This is a genomic window from Bremerella alba, assembly GCF_013618625.1.
Lineage (GTDB): Bacteria > Planctomycetota > Planctomycetia > Pirellulales > Pirellulaceae > Bremerella > Bremerella alba.
Map to the genome: position 1 here is coordinate 274,307 of NZ_JABRWO010000001.1, position 16,515 is coordinate 290,821.

Consider the following 16,515-nt stretch of genomic DNA (forward strand, 5'->3'; position numbering starts at 1 on the left):
ATCCCCTGTTTCCTTCAACAGAAGTGTGAAGACGAACCGTGGCTCAACGCAGCATATTGATCGTCGAAAAAGCAGGTGGGCCGCTCCACACGGTCGCGCTCAACCTGCAGCAAACAGGCTGTCAGGTCTACTTGGCCAGCGGAACACGTGATGGCCTACAGTATGCCATGGAATTCGTGCCGGACGTAGTTGTCTTGTCGCGGTCCTTAGCAGAGATGGAAACGGTCGACCTCTGTCGATCGATCTTAAGAAATTTAGGCGAATCTTCGACGCCTGCGATCTTGATTGCTCCTACCGGAGGAGACCAAAGCGGTATCGAAGATCCAGCCCACGATTCTCGCTTGGCGGAGTCGCTCGCGTTAGATCTCCTGGCTCAATCGGTCAAAACATTGACCTTTCGTGCCCGCCACACCATCGACACCCAAGCCATCTTGGAATGTCATGGGATCCGGCTTGACCCTCGCTTCTCGCTAGTCGAGATGGATGGAAATCGTCTCGATCTGACTCCTACCGAGTTTCGCCTGCTACAAGCTCTGTTGTCACGCCCTGGGCACGTTCTAACAAGGGCTCAGTTGGAAGACGCCGCAGGCCTTCCGGCGAAAGACCGAGAGCCTGAGACCGACTCTGAGAACACTAGCAGAACTCGCCGGATCGATGTCCATGTCAAATCGATCCGCGGCAAGCTCGACCGAAAGGGCCTACTCATCGAGACTGTCCGGGGGGTCGGCTATCGCTTCCGAGAAGCCGCCTGGAACATAAATGCTTTGAACTAATCCTCTTGCGCCGCAGACCCCACCATTGAGGTCGCACCACCCGCAAAATTTCTTTCGCGCAATTTGCATACCCACGTACTTGATGATGAACTCGCGGTTAAGGTATCGTTAATCGCACATGGTGAAGCTTGTCAGGGTTCTTAACCCCGCGACAATCGACTTCGCCAAGGAAGTCGTGCTAGCAAGTACGGTTGGCAGGCATTGCCAATCGGAACGGATTCCTCCCAAAAATGGAGAGCGCGACGGACTATCGTGCTATTTTGGGTGTCATTGAAGACCCCGCGACATGGAACGGATTTCCTTCCCGTGATGATTCTCACTCGATTTGTCGATAGAGAATGGAAGGAAGATAGAAATCATGGTCGGTTTGAAAGCGAATATCAGTTTGAGCGGTAAAACCCTTTGGGAACGTCGTGAGCTTCTACGAAGCCAAGCCAATGTACGATTTGTGGATCCCGAACAGTTTTGTGCTTTAGCGGTCTCTTGCCGCAAGATTACTCGGGCTGACGCATCGGCTGCGGGTCTCAAGGGCCTGCGCAGCGAAGAAGATGGACTGACGTACTACGTCGAAGAAGAAACGCTAGACAAGTACCGTGACGGGGCTGATGCGCCAGTGACATCGCTGGAACTCGTTTAGTCGCCAATCAAATAGGGGCGACCAACGGAAGCCCTAGATTCGTGGCAAATCGGCCAGTCGCCCTTTTGCGATTGTGTGCTCAGACATCAATAGAAGCTTCCTCACGCTCTCTCTTTGCCAGAGCACCGTCTGAACTTCTCAGGTTTGCTTTTATCTTCCATCACGGCTGCTGACCCTTTGCCAGCAGCCGGACCGGTAATCCCACTACGGATTATCCGCTTCTGCATCGGTCTCATCAAAATGCGCTTCCGGTGCATGTGACCCCCGCGGAATCCGGACACTCTCGACCAGGTCCTGAACATCTTCCGGCGGTGCCGCTGTCAGTCGGCTAATCGTAAAAGCTACGATGAAATTCAGCGCCAGGCCGATCGCCCCAACCCCTTCAGGTCGCAGGCCGTTGGGAATCAAGTAGCTTCCCTGGAACCACGGCGTCATCAGCGGCTCGTCAAAGCCCAACACGCGATCCGAGCGGCACAGAATAATGTAAATGGCCGTGAACAGAATGCCCACAATCATCCCGGTCGTCGCCCCTTCCCGGTTCATTCGCTTATCGAAAATCCCCAGGAAGATAATCGGGAAAAAGCTCGCCGCTGCGAGACCAAAAGCAAACGCAACCACTTCACCGATAAACCCAGGCGGAGCGATACCAAAGTACCCGGCCACCAGGATCGCCCCAATGATCATGATTCGCGCGATGAACAGTCGCCGGGGCTCGGAAGCATTCGGCTCGAAGAAGTGAACGTACAAGTCGTGAGCCATCGAACTCGAAATCACCAGCAGCAGCCCGGCAGCCGTACTCAGCGCGGCAGCCAGTCCGCCGGTCGCCACAATGGCAATCACCCACGGAGAAAGCTGTGCGATCTCTGGGGTCGCCAAAACCAGAATATCCTTATCGATGGTCACCTCGGCAAAGTTTCCGTCGACGTTTTTCAGAGAAAGAAGGCCGTCCTTGTTCTTATCGTCAATCGTAATCAACCCGGTCTTCTGCCAGGTATCGACCCATTGAATGGGAACTTCTTTTCCTTCGTCATTAATCCGATACACAGGGATGTATTCGGTGTCATCGTCTGTCTTGACGACTTCGCCGATGTGGGCACCTTCCAGCGTGTGCAAGATGGAGTAGCGTGCAAACATCGCGAGAACAGGAGCCGATGTGTAAAGCAAGCAAATGAACAGCAGCGCCCAGAAAGCGCTATAGCGAGCCGCACGAACATTGGCCACCGTGTAGAAACGCACGATCACGTGAGGCAGACCCGCCGTACCGGCCATCAAAGCGAACATGATAAGAAACACGTTCGCCATGTCGTAGTTGGTAAACGGCTGCGTGTACGACGAAAAGCCTAGGTCTTCCTGAATCAAGTTGACCTTCTCGGCGATGTCCCCCGTCGTGAAACCAATTTGCGGAATCGAACTGTCCGTCAGCATCCCAGACAGGGCAAACGTCGGTATCAAAAACGCAGCGATCAGCACGAAGAACTGCACCACCTGAGTCCAGGTAATCCCCTTCATCCCTCCGAGCACGGCAAACACGCCGACGATGATCATCCCCAGCACGACCCCTTGCCAGGTCTCGACTTCCAGGAAGCGGGCAAACACGATCCCCACGCCCCGCATCTGACCGGCGACATACGTGATGGAAACGAACACGGCACAAACGGCCGCAACGATTCGAGCCGTTTCACTGTAATAGCGTTTGGCGACAAAGTCTGGCACCGTGTATTGACCAAACTTTCGCAGGTAAGGCGCAAGCAACATCGCCAACAGCACGTATCCGCCAGTCCAGCCCAATAGAAAAACGGAACCATCCGAACCCAATCCACTGATCAAGCCGGCCATGCTGATAAACGACGCAGCGCTCATCCAGTCGGCCGCAGTTGCGGCACCATTGGCAATCGCAGGAATCCCCTGCCCGGCGACGTAGAACTCACCTGATTCCTTCACACGGCTTCTCCAGCCGATGTACAGGTAAACCATGAAGGTGATCGTGACGAATAAGAAAGTCCACGCTCGCGTTGCGGTCATCGCCGCACCTAAGAGCGGCATCTGTTCGATAAAATCCATGGACTACTCCTTCACGTCATGTTTGCGATCGAGATAGTCCATCACCAGTGCATAGACCAAGATCAGCACCAGAAACACATACATTGAACCCTGCTGAGCAAACCAAAATCCCAGCGGCAGATTGCCAATTTGGAACTGGTTGAGCCACTCGATGAAGAAAATCGAGCAACCAAAGGCCACAAAAGCCCAAATGGTAAGCAGAACGCCAATAACCATCAGGTTTTGCCGCCAATAGGCAACCTTAGGCTCAGGGCGATTTGGAGGTGGGGAGGATGACATGCGGGATTTTCCGGGGGCAACATTTTTCAAAAAGAAAAGAAAAGTTGCCGCTAGGAAAATCAATTCCGATGCGTCTGTCAACTAGACGCATCCATATCTCTCGACTTTAAAGGGGGTGAAGAGCTGCAATTCGAGAACGATCCGGAGAAAGCGTCTGGCTTTGATGTCCTTTCCCGATGCTATCTGAAAGCAGCTAATTCCGCTCCAAGGTCACTTGACCAATCATGGCCCAGGTCGCCACAAACGCGACGCCCAACCAAGCGTGGAGTAATTCGACAGGCATATGCTACATTCCCAACTAGGTGGTTTCGCTTTGCCCATCCATGAGTCACTTCACCCATCCGTGGCTAGTAACAGGTATCGGACAGTGCCGGCCTACTTTTTTCAGATTTTCGTCCGCCTCGGATTTAATGGATTAAACGTTACCTACGACCCGCCTACCCCTGACAACAGACGCGACAGGGCTTGCCTGTCCTGTATCGGGCTGTAGCGAATAGATCGAATTTAACGAAAAATCTTGGCTCAACCGGGGGAGACGCACGCACTAAGCCGGCAAAAGAAGCTCACCTCGCCCCATTTGGGCCAGGTCACCATGAAAGAGATCGTAGTCTGCCTGGGAGATCAGGCGAGCGACTTCCGGCACTTCCTGTTGGGCAAAACTTCTGGCAAGCGGCTGCATCATGGCTGGCTTAAATCGACAGGCGTGCACAAACCCTGGCATCAAATCGCCACGCTGGTTCCCATGCAAAATAATCGTCCCGCGACGCATCATAAGCCCAACGCTCGTGCCTGCCGTGCCGCCAACAAAGATCGTTCCGGCCAGCATCTCGTACCCGAGATAGTCGCCGCAATCGTTGGTAATGGCAATCGTTCCGCGTCGCATGCGGTTTCCGACTTCGTTACCAGCCGACCCCAAAATGAAAATATTGCCTCCGGCCATGCCTCGATTCTCTCCAGGCAGTGGTGCCCCGACGCGATCACCCACGTTGCCCAAGACCTTCAGAAATCCACTCTTCATGCCTGCGGCCAGGTTGTTGCCGACATGCCCATGAATATAAAGCGATCCCTTGCGCATCTCTTGGCCAGCATGATTGCCGACAGCACCTTGCACGAACAACGTTCCGCCATCCAGGTCTGCCCCGACGTGATCGGCCTTCGCTAGGTCTCCGATGATCCTGAGCGTATCTTCCCGACGCGTCTCCCTTTCGACATCGAATAATTCGCCCAGCTGAACGCGATGATTCCCTTCCCAGACAGCAACCTTCGCAGCCTCGTCGAGCGACATCGGCAAGAGACGCGTCGGCAGCACGCCTCGTAGATCGAGGCCAACCGTGATATCGTGACGTAGGCGTAGTTTCATGAAATGAACCATCTTGGGCGGTAAGATACGCTCTTTAATATAACCGACACCGATCTACCCGACATGACCACCCTGCCCCGATCTCAGCGAGCCGCTTTAATCGTCTGTGGCGGTGAAAGCCGCCGCATGGGGCAATCTAAACCACATCTCCCCTTTGGCCAAGAAACGATGCTCGAGCGAGTCGTGCGCATTGTTTCGCCCACCGTAGAAGAGGTCGTGCTGCTGACGAGCAAGGTACAAGAACTTCCGCAGCTACCGTACGACTGCGTCGAATTGCCCGATCGTGTCGTACAACAAGGCCCAGCGGCAGCCATCTACGAAGGCCTGAAGTACGTGACCGGCTGGTCTGAAGCGGCAATCGTGTTAGGGTGCGATTTGCCCTTGGTAACCCAACCAGCGATCGAATACCTCTTCGCGCAGCTTGCCACGCACGATGCCGTGATGCCGCGTCACGAGGGCCTGCCTCAACCTTTGGCCGCAGTCTACGCCAATAGAGTGATGGACACTTTCGAGAAAGTTCTATCCACCGGTAACCAACGACTTCTGGCCTGCATCGAACCGCTGGAAACGTGTTGGATCGACGCGCGCGAGTTGACTGGCGTCGATCCTAATCTGGGCTTATTAAAAAATGTCAACACGCCGGACGCCTATCGCCAGGCACTGCAAATCGCTGGCCTGAAACATCCACTAGAAGACGAAACGCCTAATCGAGAATAGATAGCATGGCTGACGCAGCTCAATGGGAATTGACCAAACAGCGGATCGCCGCTACCGACAAAATGTTTCGTGACTTCATCGATGGCTTAGAGCCAGAGCTCTGGTTTCGCATGCCGGCCGAAGGAGTCACGCATATCGCCTGGCAGGTAGGACACATCACCATCGTCAACTATAGCCTGGGAATGATGCGAATCCGCGGCAAACGCGCCGAAGACGCTGCCCTAATGCCGGAGAGCTACGCCGCGAATTTCGGTCGCGGCAGCGTTCCCTCGCAGGATCAAACAATTTATCCATCGCCGGAACGCCTCGTTGAAATCTACAAAAAGCTCAGCGACCAACTGTTCGAAGAATTAGAAACGTACACACTCGAGCAACTCGACGAGCCAAGCCTGCCGGAACACCCGCTCTTCAAAACCAAGTTCGATACGCTCGTGTTCCTGCCCTACCACACAATGATGCACCTAGGACAAATGGGCCTCTTACGCCGCCTCTCCGGCAAACCCCCACTTCGCTAAGAAGTACTATGCGGCTCAAGCCAGTCCCCTCAAGAAGCAACAAAAGGACTCACGTCCAATCGACGTAAGTCCTTATGTGCTCGAATATTTCCATTGAGCGGAGGACAAGGGATTCGAACCCTCAACCGGTTACCCGGCACTTGATTTCGAGTTTCCCAGGATTTTCTGGGAGATTTTGAAGAGGTGCTGAATGGCGTGTGAAACGTTCGTCGGGGTAACCATCGCGTTGAATCAGAAGGGCTTCGTTTCTCGTGCTGGGAACCAATCTAGGTGCCAGTGCCAAATTCCGCTTGATGTCGCAAAGAAATTGCACTGGCATCCGTTCTTGGGGATTGGTAAAGATGTTCACAGTTCAAAGCCGATGTAACGGCAATGAAAAGTTCTTTCAACGTTTTGACAGAGTTACTGATCAAATAACGTCGGAAGCAAACAAGCCCTCAAAAGCACGCATCTTTCAAAATGGACCGGCATCTTTGCCGATGACGAGCTTAGCTCAGACAGTCATCCTTAGGGTCCGCCGCGTAATTCAAAGCGTGAATATTTTCAGTGGGTCGCGACCATTCTTAAGTGCGGTGTCCCCGCCATCAGTGATTCTTTTACGCGGTGTTCGGGCTCTCAATTCCTGTCGGGTGCGCTTCGTGTCTTCGCGGTGCGGTTCGCGTTCAGTGATTGTGGGACGTTTCTAAAACGCTCTGCCCTCTTCGTCGCTCTTCGTTGGAAGAGAAGGGGTTTCCAAAGGGGAAACCGAAGGTGGGTTTCCCCTTGGTCGACCGTATGGGGCGGCCTCCATCTTCGTCGGCGTGTGCTTAGGTCGAAAGGACCGAGCATTCACGCGGCGGGATGACTTTGTTGCGTTTTAGTATCATCCACAAAAAAACCGCTCTGACCTGGTGTCTGGAAACAAACAAGTCAGAACGGTTGCTTCACAAAGGAAGACCTTCATGAAGAAGGAAGCAGCATCTTTAGTTGGCGAGCAATCTACCACGGTAAACACAGATCTGGCAAGCGATCAGCTCGAGGAATTCACTTGGGATCCGTCTCTCGACTCCGCAGCTGTTAGCTTGACGGGATGGGAGGGGCCCCCGGCCCTGGGCGGAGGGGCCCATCCCGTCAAGTCATCCAATGCCGATGAAGTGGACAGCGAAGGAATGGAAGTGCTTGAATGCCCAGAAGCATTCGCGACCGCCTTTGCTAATAACATGGCGGTCGGTAATCACCAAATGACAAACAACCAAGACAGGAAATTGAAAGGAGGCATCGACACGGTTGAACTTGCCTACGTCATCCAATGGCGAGAAGGAACGGAACAAAGAAGGAAGCTACTACAACGATGCCAGGACAACGCTAAGGCCCAGGATCACAACGGTGCATTCTTTCGCCTGGGCGAAGTGGTGTTCAAAGTCTTTCCCAATGGAGCCGGTAGAGGCAAAGGCGTGTTCCGACATTACATCATGGAAGGCGCCGGCATTCATGTCGAGATCTCAAAGTGCTCTGCCTCACACGACCAGTACTTCAACGCACGAGTATGCGTAGGCTCTGTCACTTGCAATTTACTTCCGCCAAGAGAGCTTCAGAGGCGAATTCATTTGGTGTTTGACGCTTTTGGTGGCGACATCCTCACAGAAACCGTTTCGCGAGTGGATCTATTCATTGACGATCCTCATACGACTATCGAGCAGGTCGTTAGCGCTTGGGTTAACAACCAAATCATCACCAGAGCAAGAGAATTCAGACTGATTGGCAAAACGACTGCGGCACAAACATTCCAGGTCGGCTCGACGAATCTCTTACGAGCTTATAACAAGCTCGCGGAATTGAAGGCCAAGCCCAACCAACAGAAGGAGGAAATTATCCGGAACAACTTCGGCGGGCAGCTGCCGGAAACTCTCACGCGATTTGAATTCCAATTGAGAAGAAGATTTCTACGCAAATGGCAGATCGAGTCGTTCTCAGACCTGATCGACAATATGAATTCTCTGGGGCACTACTTAACCAACGAATGGCTTCGCATTGCGGAAGAGCCCGTAGACCGTCGACACAGTGATCGGGCAAGACCGGCCGAGTGGTGGCAGAAAATAGCGGCCGCATTTGAAACGATCGGGGAGGTTCAACGAAAGACGCTAACTAGTGTTACTACACGAGTTCGCCACGCCCCTAGCCTGATCCGTCAAGCTGTTGGGTGCCTCCTGAAGGCCCTTCATCCAAATTGCACAAGTGCGGCGGGGTTCCTGGCCGAGATCCACGAAAGAGTTCGCAAAGAGATCTCCGATATGGGGATCTCCGAATTCGATGCAAGGCTGAGCAAGTGTCACGCGGAAGGCCAGCTTGCCACGGTCGATGTCGCCCTCTCAGGACTACCGGCCAAGGTATCTGCGGAATCGATCCTCGCACGACTCCGACGCATGCGGAAAAGTGAACGCGAGATTCGAGAAGAAAGAAGCGAGTTCCTTTCAGGCTTTGTGAATGATGTTCCGTTCGTGTCATGGAATGACGATGAGCCGGAGCAATCCGGCCCTGAAGACATCATTTTCTAAATCGCTCGGCATATTCAGAAAAGGAACTCCTACATGAAAACTTTAAACAACAACTCAGGCGTTATCAGTGTTCAAGAACTCTACACCGTATCGGAATTCAAGGCCCGTCTTGGAATCTCGAATACGGCGTTTCGCACGCTACGGCAACAAGGATTGAAGATTTCTCGGATCGGAAAGCGTGCCTACCTCGTGGGTCGACTGGCCATCGAATTCTTTGAGAGCCAGGCCAAGGAGGACTACATCGAAAATGGACGTTAAAGTCAAAGTCGTCAAACGCAAGGGAGTGCGAAATCTGTATCTACGGTGGGTGTGCCCACTGTCAGGCAAAGAGCGTCAAAAGTCGGCCCGTACTCATCGCCGCAGCGAAGCGATTAAGGCTGCCGGCAAATGGGAAGCGGAATTGAATTCCGGCCGGTATGCAACAACTCAACGCATCCGATGGGATGAATTTCGACTTCGATACGAAGATGAGAAACTATCTTCCCTGGCCGAGCAATCGTTTCGCACAACGTCCTATGCGTTAGATCATCTCGAACGTGAAATCAATCCTCGCTGGCTTAGTGATGTCGACGCGACGCGAATTAGTTACTTTCAGTCTAGACTCCGAAAACGCAAACTGTCCGAGGCAACAATTGCCACGTATTTGCGTCATTTGAGAGCCGCTCTGTCGTGGGCTGAATCGGTCGGACTAATTGCTCAGATCCCAAGAATACAAAGGCCTAAGCGAACCAGAGGTAGTCGGCATATGCGAGGACGCCCTATTACAGATCAAGAGTTCCAGCGAATGTTAGACATAACGCAGGCAGTCAGGCCTCATGACTTTGACTTATGGAAGGAGTATTTGAAAGGGCTATGGCTCTCCGGTCTTCGTCTATCTGAGTCACTTGTTCTTAGTTGGGACGCCGACGCCTCACTCCAAATCGATCTAAGCGGCAAATACCCCCGACTGCGGATTCTTGCGGAAGCGGAAAAGGGGCATCAAGACCGACTCTTGCCAATTACGCCCGACTTTGCGGAGTTATTGCTCGCGATTCCAGGCGAACGAGTCGGCCCTGTGTTTCGGCTGTTCAAGACAGAAGCAACCAAGTCTCGTTGTCGTGTGGGAAGAACAATATCAAGAATTGGCAAGAAAGCCGGTATTATTACGGACCCAGAGCTAGGCAAATACGTGACGGCACATGACCTTCGCAGATCCTACGGCACAAGGTGGGCCATGAGAGTAACCCCCGTAATGCTAAGGACTCTAATGAGACATCGAAGTATCGAAACGACAATGAAACACTACATCGACCTTGATTGCGAAAAACTAGCCGCGGAACTATGGCAACAGTTCTAGTGAGCGGAAGTGCGTACTTCGTGTAGGAACGATCCGAGTGTGTCAGGTAGTACACTTCTAACCTGATATTGCCTAAGCAACGAATCAACATCCGTGATAAGCGAATTGTCAGAATCACTGTTGAAGCTGGAGACTACGATAAGTCGAGAGTCATTTGGCTTCTTAAGTCCGTTCTTGTAGACCTGATCCCCTTCCATGGCTAATTCCATCGCTGAATCCATGGCAGTCTTGTCGCGGGCAGAGAACTCTTTTGTCACGACAAGGTTGAATACACCATTTTGGTACCCGTAAGGAACTGAAAGCTTACGCCGTAGGATAGGCACAGTGATTTCAAAATCTAACTTCGCTCGCCTCTGAATAGCGAGTTCTCGAAAGGTTGCGTCCAGTTCTGGGAAATGAGGCTCTTGAAAGACTTCCATAGCAGCGACCTTTCTTGTCTCCTCAACTAATTCATTGAATAGACGTGCAAGATCTTCTGATGGGGTACGGACTTTTACTGGACGAGGTTCAGTTAAGCGTAATTCATTGCCAAGCGTGAGTGCAAAGTTATTCAAATCTTCAACACTTGCGAAAGATTGGCGATCGTGAACAAAACGGTTAGCAAGTGAATTTTTTGCTGCGGTTAATGCGGCTACCTTAAGCTCGCCAGTTTTCACGAGTTTTTTAGCACGTGAATTGTTCGACGACATACGTGCTTGAAGAAATCCAGCGTCAGGACAAAACAGGACAATACCGACGTTCACGACTTCCATTCGTGAATAGTCAGGACAGAACTGAACTAAACTGTAATAACCTTTAACCGGCGTTGTTGTCTGTTTAATCATGGTACTTCTACCAAACGCTAACTCTTGTCAAATAACTGATTGGGCCAACAGATTTTCCTAATACTAGGCAGAATCGTATCAGCGACATAAACCGCTCGTTGAACCAGCAATCTCACTAAAGCATCGCGAGTCTCGGAATCAATGTCCCATTCGCGAGGGATCTTGTTCACTACTCCTCTAATCATATTCTGATCGACCTCAGAAAGCTTCTCAATTGCTTCAATAACGAATTCTTCTCTTATCAACTCCCGGAAACCTGGGAATATTCCGTACACCCCATCAGCTTGAATGCGGTCGATATAGCCAATACTAGGGTTTAGAGCGGATCCACGGGCCAGGCAATGTGAGTGATCCATTGCAATCAAGCGAATGCTACCGTCGCTGGCATCCGGTACGTTCTCCAAGAAAACATTGCTCAGGTTCTGCGTTTTCCCCGAGTCTTCAGGAGGATACCGATCCCAGTTGAGTACCCATGTGTCGAATACGACAAGACGTGAAATATCGGACACATTAACTAGGTGTTTCAATTCGGAGCTACTGCCACCCCAGGGATAGCCACCTGCAGCCTTTGTGATAAATGCCGGTCCCGCTACAGCGAAATTGCCATTTGCAAACCTCACCATTGCGGCATCTTCGCCACTAAGGTCAAGGACCGCGAATTCAAAGGTAGGTAGCCCCATCCAGCGGGCCAGTTCCGTGCCGAGTAGCTCACATGCCAGCGGGTGCGGCCCCTGCGGATTGTTCATTGCCTTGATAAAGGCTAACCCGCAGTCAGTTTGAACTCTTGAAGTCCCCATGCTTGTCGCCAGAGACACTTCGAAACGTTCTAACGAGCTCGGATTCCACATTTGATGTGAAGCTGGGCAACTTTATGGGGGACAATCTAGGATGCTTCTGTAGAAAGGGGGCAATCCCCTCCGAATAGACTACGCAATCCTCTTTTGTCGAGGGGCCACTGTCAAGCATAACATCGTAAACATGCAGTCTCATCGCGAAAGGTGCCAACTCAGGTGCCATGAGATTGACGCCGCATAGAACTCCGGCTAAATTGCCCACAAGAAGCAACAAAAGGACTCACGTCCAATCGACGTAAGTCCTTATGTGCTCGAATATTTCCATTGAGCGGAGGACAAGGGATTCGAACCCTCAACCGGTTACCCGGCACTTGATTTCGAGTCAAGCTGCTAGCCAGTTCGCGTATCCTCCTGGATTTGGAACTTCTCAGTTTACCGACTCTGGCGTTTCTATCAACCCGGCCTGAAATCGTTCCTGGGGCAAAACTTGGGGCCAATTTTGCCTGACCGAGGTTCGGACTGCTCTTAGGGGGTGGCTTTTCGTCTTGGCCTGGGCTGTCTTCGTTTTCATGGCAATCTCGATGCGGCCTTGATATGTCAGGGCATTGCGGGGAATCGGCCGTTGAAAGGCTTTCGGCATCGTAGTTGCACCTGATGGCTATCGAACGAGGTAACAACGACGGTCTACCTCACCCAGTGAATTAATTAGGAGGCAATTGGCAGTGAGTTATCGAATGAATTCAGACGAACCGGTCCCCCATGCGATACGTCGAATCGCGCGAGAAGAAATTGACGCTGCGATCGACGCGATTGACAATTCCAAGATCGATGCTCACCAAACCGTTCATCAGGTTCGCAAGCGATGTAAGAAGATTCGCGGGCTGATCCGCCTCTTTCGGCCCCACCTGCAAGACACCTACGAAGTCGAAAACGTCTGGTATCGTAATGCCGCACGCCGACTTTCCTACGTTCGCGATGCCCAGTCTTTGATCGAAACTTACGATCTGCTAATGGATCATTACGAGGAAGAAGTCGATCGCCAATCGTTCGGGCCGATCCGGCGAAAACTCACGCTGCGCCTCAACAAAATTGCCGATGACGAAGCAGGACTACAACACCGGTTGACGAAATTTAGAGCCCGCATGGAAGAAGGACGCGAGCGCATCCCCTACTGGCAGCTGGATAATCTAGAACCCCAAGATCTGGTAGACGGTCTGACCAAAACTTATGGTCGTGCGTGCGAAGCTGCCATCACGGTCTATAAGAAACCATCGTCCGAACGTTTTCACGATTGGCGAAAAAGGGTCAAATATCATTGGTACCACATGCGTATCGTGCGGCCGGTATGGGAACGTGAAGCAACTACGCGCGGTAAAGACTCGGACGTTCTTGCCGGTTTGCTCGGAGACGATCACGATCTGGCCATCTTCCGTGAAACGCTGCAAAAGGAACCGGACGAGTTCTCTGGGCAGGAAACTGTTGATATCCTTTGCAAGCTATCCAAACTGCAACAGCAAGAACTGCGAGCACAGGCTAAGCCGCTCGGACTAAGGCTGTTTGCTGAGTCTCCTAAAAAGTTCAGCAAACGCTTTGGAGCATATTTCAAAGCCTGGCAAACCGATCGATGCGATCAGCCTGAAGAAGAGTTGGTGGCAGCCTAATCTAGCCACCGGCCGTCGTAAAATAGTACCGCGTCAAGTGAAAAAAAACAGGCGCGGCGAAGCAAATCGCATCGATACGATCTAAAACGCCAGCGTGACCTTCTACCAAGGTGCCGTAATCTTGCACGCCACGGTCACGCTTGATAGCACTCATCGCCATGCTGCCGGCGGCTCCCATCACGGCAATCACAATCGACATGACGGCACTCTGCCAAGGATTAAACGGCGTTGCTCCGGTCAGGCTAAGCATCGCCCCCACAACCGCTGTGACACCCGTACCGGCGAAAAACCCTTCCCAGGTTCGGCTGGCGTTGATGTTCGGGGCGATCACGTTTTTCCCCAGCAAACGACTGCAAACAAAGTGCAACAGATCGCTCAGTTGGGCGACCAACAGGAAGTAGAACAAGAGGCCGGCAGTACTTTTAGTCGAATATTCTGGATCGGTCCAGTCGGTCAGATAGAGCAGTGCCGGAGCATAGCTGAGCGAGTAGACGCAAATATAAAGTCCGGCCTGGATCTTAGCGATGCGTTCCAGAAAGCGTTTGTAGTCACCAGCGACCGCGATACGTGCGGCGATGAATAGGAAGCCATAAACCGGGATCAAAATGCTAAACAGTTCGTACTGCGATTGCCCCATCGCTACCAACACGTACTGGGCTGGCGTCAACACGAAGAACACCCAGAACAGCGTACGGTGGTCGCCAAGTCGCGTCGGTGTAAGCGTGATAAACTCGCGCAGCGCCCAGAACGAGATCAGAAAAAACAAGATCACCGTGGCAACCGGCGAAGGAATCGTAAAGGTAACGGCCAGGATCGCGGTCATCAGCCACCAGGCACGCACGCGGCGAATGAACGCCTGAACGATGGCCGGGTTCACGCTCGAGTCGGGCTGACGTCGCAAGATCTGCCCAGCTCCGGTCGCGATCAACAAGCAACTGATCACAACCCCTAGCAAAATACCGGTCGCACCATCCAGCAAAAACGCCGTTTGTTGAGCCAACAACGGTACCGTGAGGATCGTACTAAGGGAAGCGTGCAGCAAGTCCATGATGTCGTTTCAGCGTCAAACGTCTCGCAATCGGGAAACCGCTTCCCGAGCGCGGACGAGAAAGTCGGTCTTCGGTTCGCCATTCTCTAGCCATATAGGCGGCCCGAAGATCACACGGCTCAGCAGCGGAACCGGTAAGTATTCTCCCTTGGGCAAGATGCGTGTCATATTGTCGACATAGACCGGTACCAATTCCAGGTCTGGTCGCTTCTTCGCCAAGTAAAAAAGGCCACTTTTAAAATCGCGGAGGGTCGTTCCGTCGTTGCGGCTTCCTTCCGGGAAAATGATCGCCGAATACTTATCACCGATCTCTTTGAGCATCGATTCCACCGGGCTGCGGTGGACTTTGATGTTCTCACGATCGATCAGCAACGCATTCAACGAACGGGCCAGGTATCGGCGGAACCAGCCACGGTCCCAGTAGTCCTTCGCCGCGACCGGTTTGGTCAGTTCGCGACAATGCTTGGGAAGCGATGCCCAGATGATTACCGCGTCGATATGGCTAGTATGGTTGGCAAAGTAGATCCGTTGGCACGTGTCGGGATGACAATCCACCCAGCGAACACTGCTTCCGGCGACCACTTTCGCCAGACCAGCCAAGAACGGACCCGTGAAGTTGAATTTCACTTTGCTCTGCAACCTTGCCCCAGCACGACACAAACGGAATCCATTTATCGTATCGCACGACCGCCGATACGACTAGCGGCCTTTTAGCACGAAACTCTTGTGCTGACGGTACTTTACGATGCTTTAACATCGGTCGTCTGGGGAACGAGTACTGAGCTAGAACCTGGCTGTCGAGCCGCATACTGGGCCGCGTGTACCTTTTGGCGATAGACGCCACTGATCAGGTCCTGATAGCCTGAGACCATGGCATCGAGCGAGCCGTAGCGAAGTACCTTTTCTCGGGCCGCCTTGCCCATTTCGGCACGCTTATCGGCATCTTGCATCAGCGTGACCATCGCGTTGGCCGTCTCATCCAGATTGCTGGCCTGTACCAGCAATCCATTCACACCGTCGTCGACAGCATCGGGGATGCTCCCCACACGGGGGGCGACAACGGGAAGCTGGGTCGACATTGCTTCGAGGATCGAGACCGGGCTGGCTTCGTTTTTGGAAGTAAGCGCGAAGCAATCCATGGCGGAAAGCAGCTCGGGAATATCGCTGCGGCTGCCGGTCATCGTGACGTGGTCTTGTAAACAAAGCTCGTCCCGCAGCGCTTCGATCTCGGGCCGCTGGGGTCCATCTCCCACAATCACGAAGTGCGATTGAGGAGCCTGCCGGACGACGCGGGCCGCTGCTTTCAAAAACAACGCATGGTCTTTTTCTGGTCGTAGGGCCGCTACGATCCCGCACACGGCTGTCTCTTCCGAGACGCCCCATTCGCGGCGAATTTGCTCGCGGGTCTGGCCATTGGCGACAAAGCGGTCTGTGTCGATTCCGTTGGGAATGACCGTGACCTTTTGTTGCGGGAAGCCTTCCACTTCGACCAAATGCTTGCCGTGCGGAGCTGCCACGCCTATGAATCGATCAGTCATCGAGGTCAGCCGGCGGTTGAGCCAGTTGATCGAGTCAGGCCAACCGGTCGAATGAATCGCGGAAGCCACGACCGGCACGCCAGCCAGCCAGGCACACAATCGTCCCCAAAACATCTTGTCGCCGGCACCTACCGTCACGACCGCGTCGATCTCACGCATCGAAAACAGTTCGGTCAACCGCGGAACGACTCGCAAGTCGTACTTGCTGCTGAGCATGTTATGGAACGTGGGAACTTCCTTCTGCATCTCTTCCCCCAGCGGTCCCAGCTCTTTCATGCAGCACAGTTCCGGCGCGAATCGATGACGGTCCATCCGTCGAATCAGATTTACCAAAAGGGTTTCGGCGCCACCGACCGGCATGCTGGTCACCAGGTACATCACACGCAAAGGGCCGCGGTCATCGAGCGGAAGGTTTTTTCGTCGTCGCATCATGGGTTC

16 protein-coding genes and 1 tRNA gene are annotated in these 16,515 nt (G+C 53.0%); 8 read left to right on the forward strand and 9 right to left on the reverse strand.

Features of this window, described 5'->3' with window-relative positions; genetic code table 11:
- The first annotated feature begins 38 nt into the window (after positions 1–38).
- Positions 39–773, forward strand: a complete 735-nt coding sequence (locus HOV93_RS26295; RefSeq protein ID WP_207394587.1) for a winged helix-turn-helix transcriptional regulator — start codon at positions 39–41, stop codon at positions 771–773.
- Positions 774–1,131: 358 nt separating this feature from the next.
- Positions 1,132–1,410 carry a hypothetical protein gene (locus tag HOV93_RS01050; protein WP_207394588.1) on the forward strand — a complete coding sequence of 93 codons (279 nt, stop codon included), beginning with the start codon at positions 1,132–1,134 and terminating at the stop codon, positions 1,408–1,410.
- Between the two features lie 204 nt (positions 1,411–1,614).
- Here HOV93_RS01050 and HOV93_RS01055 read toward each other — a convergent pair whose 3' ends face one another.
- The 3 genes from HOV93_RS01055 to HOV93_RS01065 all read right to left on the reverse strand — a co-directional run bounded on the left by HOV93_RS01055 (position 1,615) and on the right by HOV93_RS01065 (position 5,110).
- Positions 1,615–3,471, reverse strand: a complete 1,857-nt coding sequence (locus HOV93_RS01055; protein ID WP_235989659.1) for a sodium:solute symporter family protein — start codon at positions 3,469–3,471, stop codon at positions 1,615–1,617.
- Between the two features lie 3 nt (positions 3,472–3,474).
- Entirely contained in the window at positions 3,475–3,750 is a 276-nt protein-coding gene (locus HOV93_RS01060) for a DUF4212 domain-containing protein (RefSeq protein ID WP_207394589.1), read from the reverse strand.
- Positions 3,751–4,294: 544 nt separating this feature from the next.
- Complete coding sequence (locus tag HOV93_RS01065) at positions 4,295–5,110, reverse strand: formylmethanofuran dehydrogenase subunit C (RefSeq protein WP_207394590.1); 816 nt, start codon at positions 5,108–5,110, stop codon at positions 4,295–4,297.
- Positions 5,111–5,173: 63 nt separating this feature from the next.
- On the opposite strand from HOV93_RS01065, the gene mobA reads away from it, so the two are divergent.
- The 5 genes from mobA to HOV93_RS26545 all read left to right on the forward strand — a co-directional run bounded on the left by mobA (position 5,174) and on the right by HOV93_RS26545 (position 10,212).
- Positions 5,174–5,827, forward strand: coding sequence for a molybdenum cofactor guanylyltransferase (gene mobA, locus HOV93_RS01070; protein WP_207394591.1), 654 nt, complete (start codon positions 5,174–5,176; stop codon positions 5,825–5,827).
- A 5-nt stretch (positions 5,828–5,832) separates the two neighbouring features.
- A complete protein-coding gene (locus HOV93_RS01075) occupies positions 5,833–6,342 on the forward strand; it encodes a DinB family protein (protein ID WP_207394592.1) in 510 nt (169 codons plus the stop codon).
- A 941-nt stretch (positions 6,343–7,283) separates the two neighbouring features.
- Positions 7,284–8,876, forward strand: coding sequence for a replication initiation factor domain-containing protein (locus HOV93_RS01080; protein ID WP_207394593.1), 1,593 nt, complete (start codon positions 7,284–7,286; stop codon positions 8,874–8,876).
- Positions 8,877–8,909: 33 nt separating this feature from the next.
- Positions 8,910–9,134: a hypothetical protein gene (locus HOV93_RS01085; RefSeq protein WP_207394594.1), complete on the forward strand. Its 225-nt coding sequence runs from the start codon at positions 8,910–8,912 to the stop codon at positions 9,132–9,134.
- Positions 9,124–10,212 (forward strand): tyrosine-type recombinase/integrase, encoded by a 1,089-nt coding sequence (locus HOV93_RS26545; RefSeq protein WP_207394595.1) that lies wholly within the window; start codon positions 9,124–9,126, stop codon positions 10,210–10,212. Before HOV93_RS01085 ends, HOV93_RS26545 begins: the two co-directional genes overlap by 11 nt.
- Here the strand turns inward: HOV93_RS26545 and HOV93_RS01095 are convergent.
- From HOV93_RS01095 to HOV93_RS01105, 3 genes are all read right to left on the reverse strand, one after another.
- On the reverse strand, positions 10,209–11,036 hold the full coding sequence (locus HOV93_RS01095; protein ID WP_207394596.1) for a DUF3037 domain-containing protein: 828 nt from the start codon (positions 11,034–11,036) through the stop codon (positions 10,209–10,211). The two genes, HOV93_RS26545 and HOV93_RS01095, sit on opposite strands and share 4 nt — an antisense overlap.
- Before the next feature lie 17 nt (positions 11,037–11,053).
- Positions 11,054–11,833, reverse strand: a complete 780-nt coding sequence (locus HOV93_RS01100) for a HipA family kinase (RefSeq protein WP_207394597.1) — start codon at positions 11,831–11,833, stop codon at positions 11,054–11,056.
- Between the two features lie 326 nt (positions 11,834–12,159).
- Positions 12,160–12,242, reverse strand: a tRNA-Ser gene (locus tag HOV93_RS01105).
- 322 nt (positions 12,243–12,564) lie between these two features.
- On the opposite strand from HOV93_RS01105, the gene HOV93_RS01110 reads away from it, so the two are divergent.
- Positions 12,565–13,491 carry a CHAD domain-containing protein gene (locus HOV93_RS01110; RefSeq protein WP_207394598.1) on the forward strand — a complete coding sequence of 309 codons (927 nt, stop codon included), beginning with the start codon at positions 12,565–12,567 and terminating at the stop codon, positions 13,489–13,491.
- Between the two features lies 1 nt (position 13,492).
- Here HOV93_RS01110 and HOV93_RS01115 read toward each other — a convergent pair whose 3' ends face one another.
- The 3 genes from HOV93_RS01115 to HOV93_RS01125 all read right to left on the reverse strand — a co-directional run bounded on the left by HOV93_RS01115 (position 13,493) and on the right by HOV93_RS01125 (position 16,509).
- Complete coding sequence (locus HOV93_RS01115; protein ID WP_207394599.1) at positions 13,493–14,539, reverse strand: phosphatidate cytidylyltransferase; 1,047 nt, start codon at positions 14,537–14,539, stop codon at positions 13,493–13,495.
- 15 nt (positions 14,540–14,554) lie between these two features.
- Complete coding sequence (locus tag HOV93_RS01120) at positions 14,555–15,166, reverse strand: lysophospholipid acyltransferase family protein (protein WP_207394600.1); 612 nt, start codon at positions 15,164–15,166, stop codon at positions 14,555–14,557.
- A gap of 113 nt (positions 15,167–15,279) precedes the next feature.
- Entirely contained in the window at positions 15,280–16,509 is a 1,230-nt protein-coding gene (locus HOV93_RS01125; RefSeq protein ID WP_235989661.1) for a glycosyltransferase, read from the reverse strand.
- Positions 16,510–16,515 lie beyond the last annotated feature (6 nt).

Excerpts from the sequence above, each read along its gene's own strand:
- HOV93_RS01050 (WP_207394588.1), top strand. The coding sequence starts at position 1,132 with ATGGTCGGTTTGAAAGCGAATATCAGTTTGAGCGGTAAAACCCTTTGG.
- HOV93_RS01055 (WP_235989659.1), bottom strand. The coding sequence starts at position 3,471 with ATGGATTTTATCGAACAGATGCCGCTCTTAGGTGCGGCGATGACCGCA.
- HOV93_RS01060 (WP_207394589.1), bottom strand. The coding sequence starts at position 3,750 with ATGTCATCCTCCCCACCTCCAAATCGCCCTGAGCCTAAGGTTGCCTAT.
- HOV93_RS01065 (WP_207394590.1), bottom strand. The coding sequence starts at position 5,110 with ATGAAACTACGCCTACGTCACGATATCACGGTTGGCCTCGATCTACGA.
- mobA (WP_207394591.1), top strand. The coding sequence starts at position 5,174 with ATGACCACCCTGCCCCGATCTCAGCGAGCCGCTTTAATCGTCTGTGGC.
- HOV93_RS01075 (WP_207394592.1), top strand. The coding sequence starts at position 5,833 with ATGGCTGACGCAGCTCAATGGGAATTGACCAAACAGCGGATCGCCGCT.
- HOV93_RS01080 (WP_207394593.1), top strand. The coding sequence starts at position 7,284 with ATGAAGAAGGAAGCAGCATCTTTAGTTGGCGAGCAATCTACCACGGTA.
- HOV93_RS01085 (WP_207394594.1), top strand. The coding sequence starts at position 8,910 with ATGAAAACTTTAAACAACAACTCAGGCGTTATCAGTGTTCAAGAACTC.
- HOV93_RS26545 (WP_207394595.1), top strand. The coding sequence starts at position 9,124 with ATGGACGTTAAAGTCAAAGTCGTCAAACGCAAGGGAGTGCGAAATCTG.
- HOV93_RS01095 (WP_207394596.1), bottom strand. The coding sequence starts at position 11,036 with ATGATTAAACAGACAACAACGCCGGTTAAAGGTTATTACAGTTTAGTT.
- HOV93_RS01100 (WP_207394597.1), bottom strand. The coding sequence starts at position 11,833 with ATGGGGACTTCAAGAGTTCAAACTGACTGCGGGTTAGCCTTTATCAAG.
- HOV93_RS01110 (WP_207394598.1), top strand. The coding sequence starts at position 12,565 with ATGAATTCAGACGAACCGGTCCCCCATGCGATACGTCGAATCGCGCGA.
- HOV93_RS01115 (WP_207394599.1), bottom strand. The coding sequence starts at position 14,539 with ATGGACTTGCTGCACGCTTCCCTTAGTACGATCCTCACGGTACCGTTG.
- HOV93_RS01125 (WP_235989661.1), bottom strand. The coding sequence starts at position 16,509 with ATGATGCGACGACGAAAAAACCTTCCGCTCGATGACCGCGGCCCTTTG.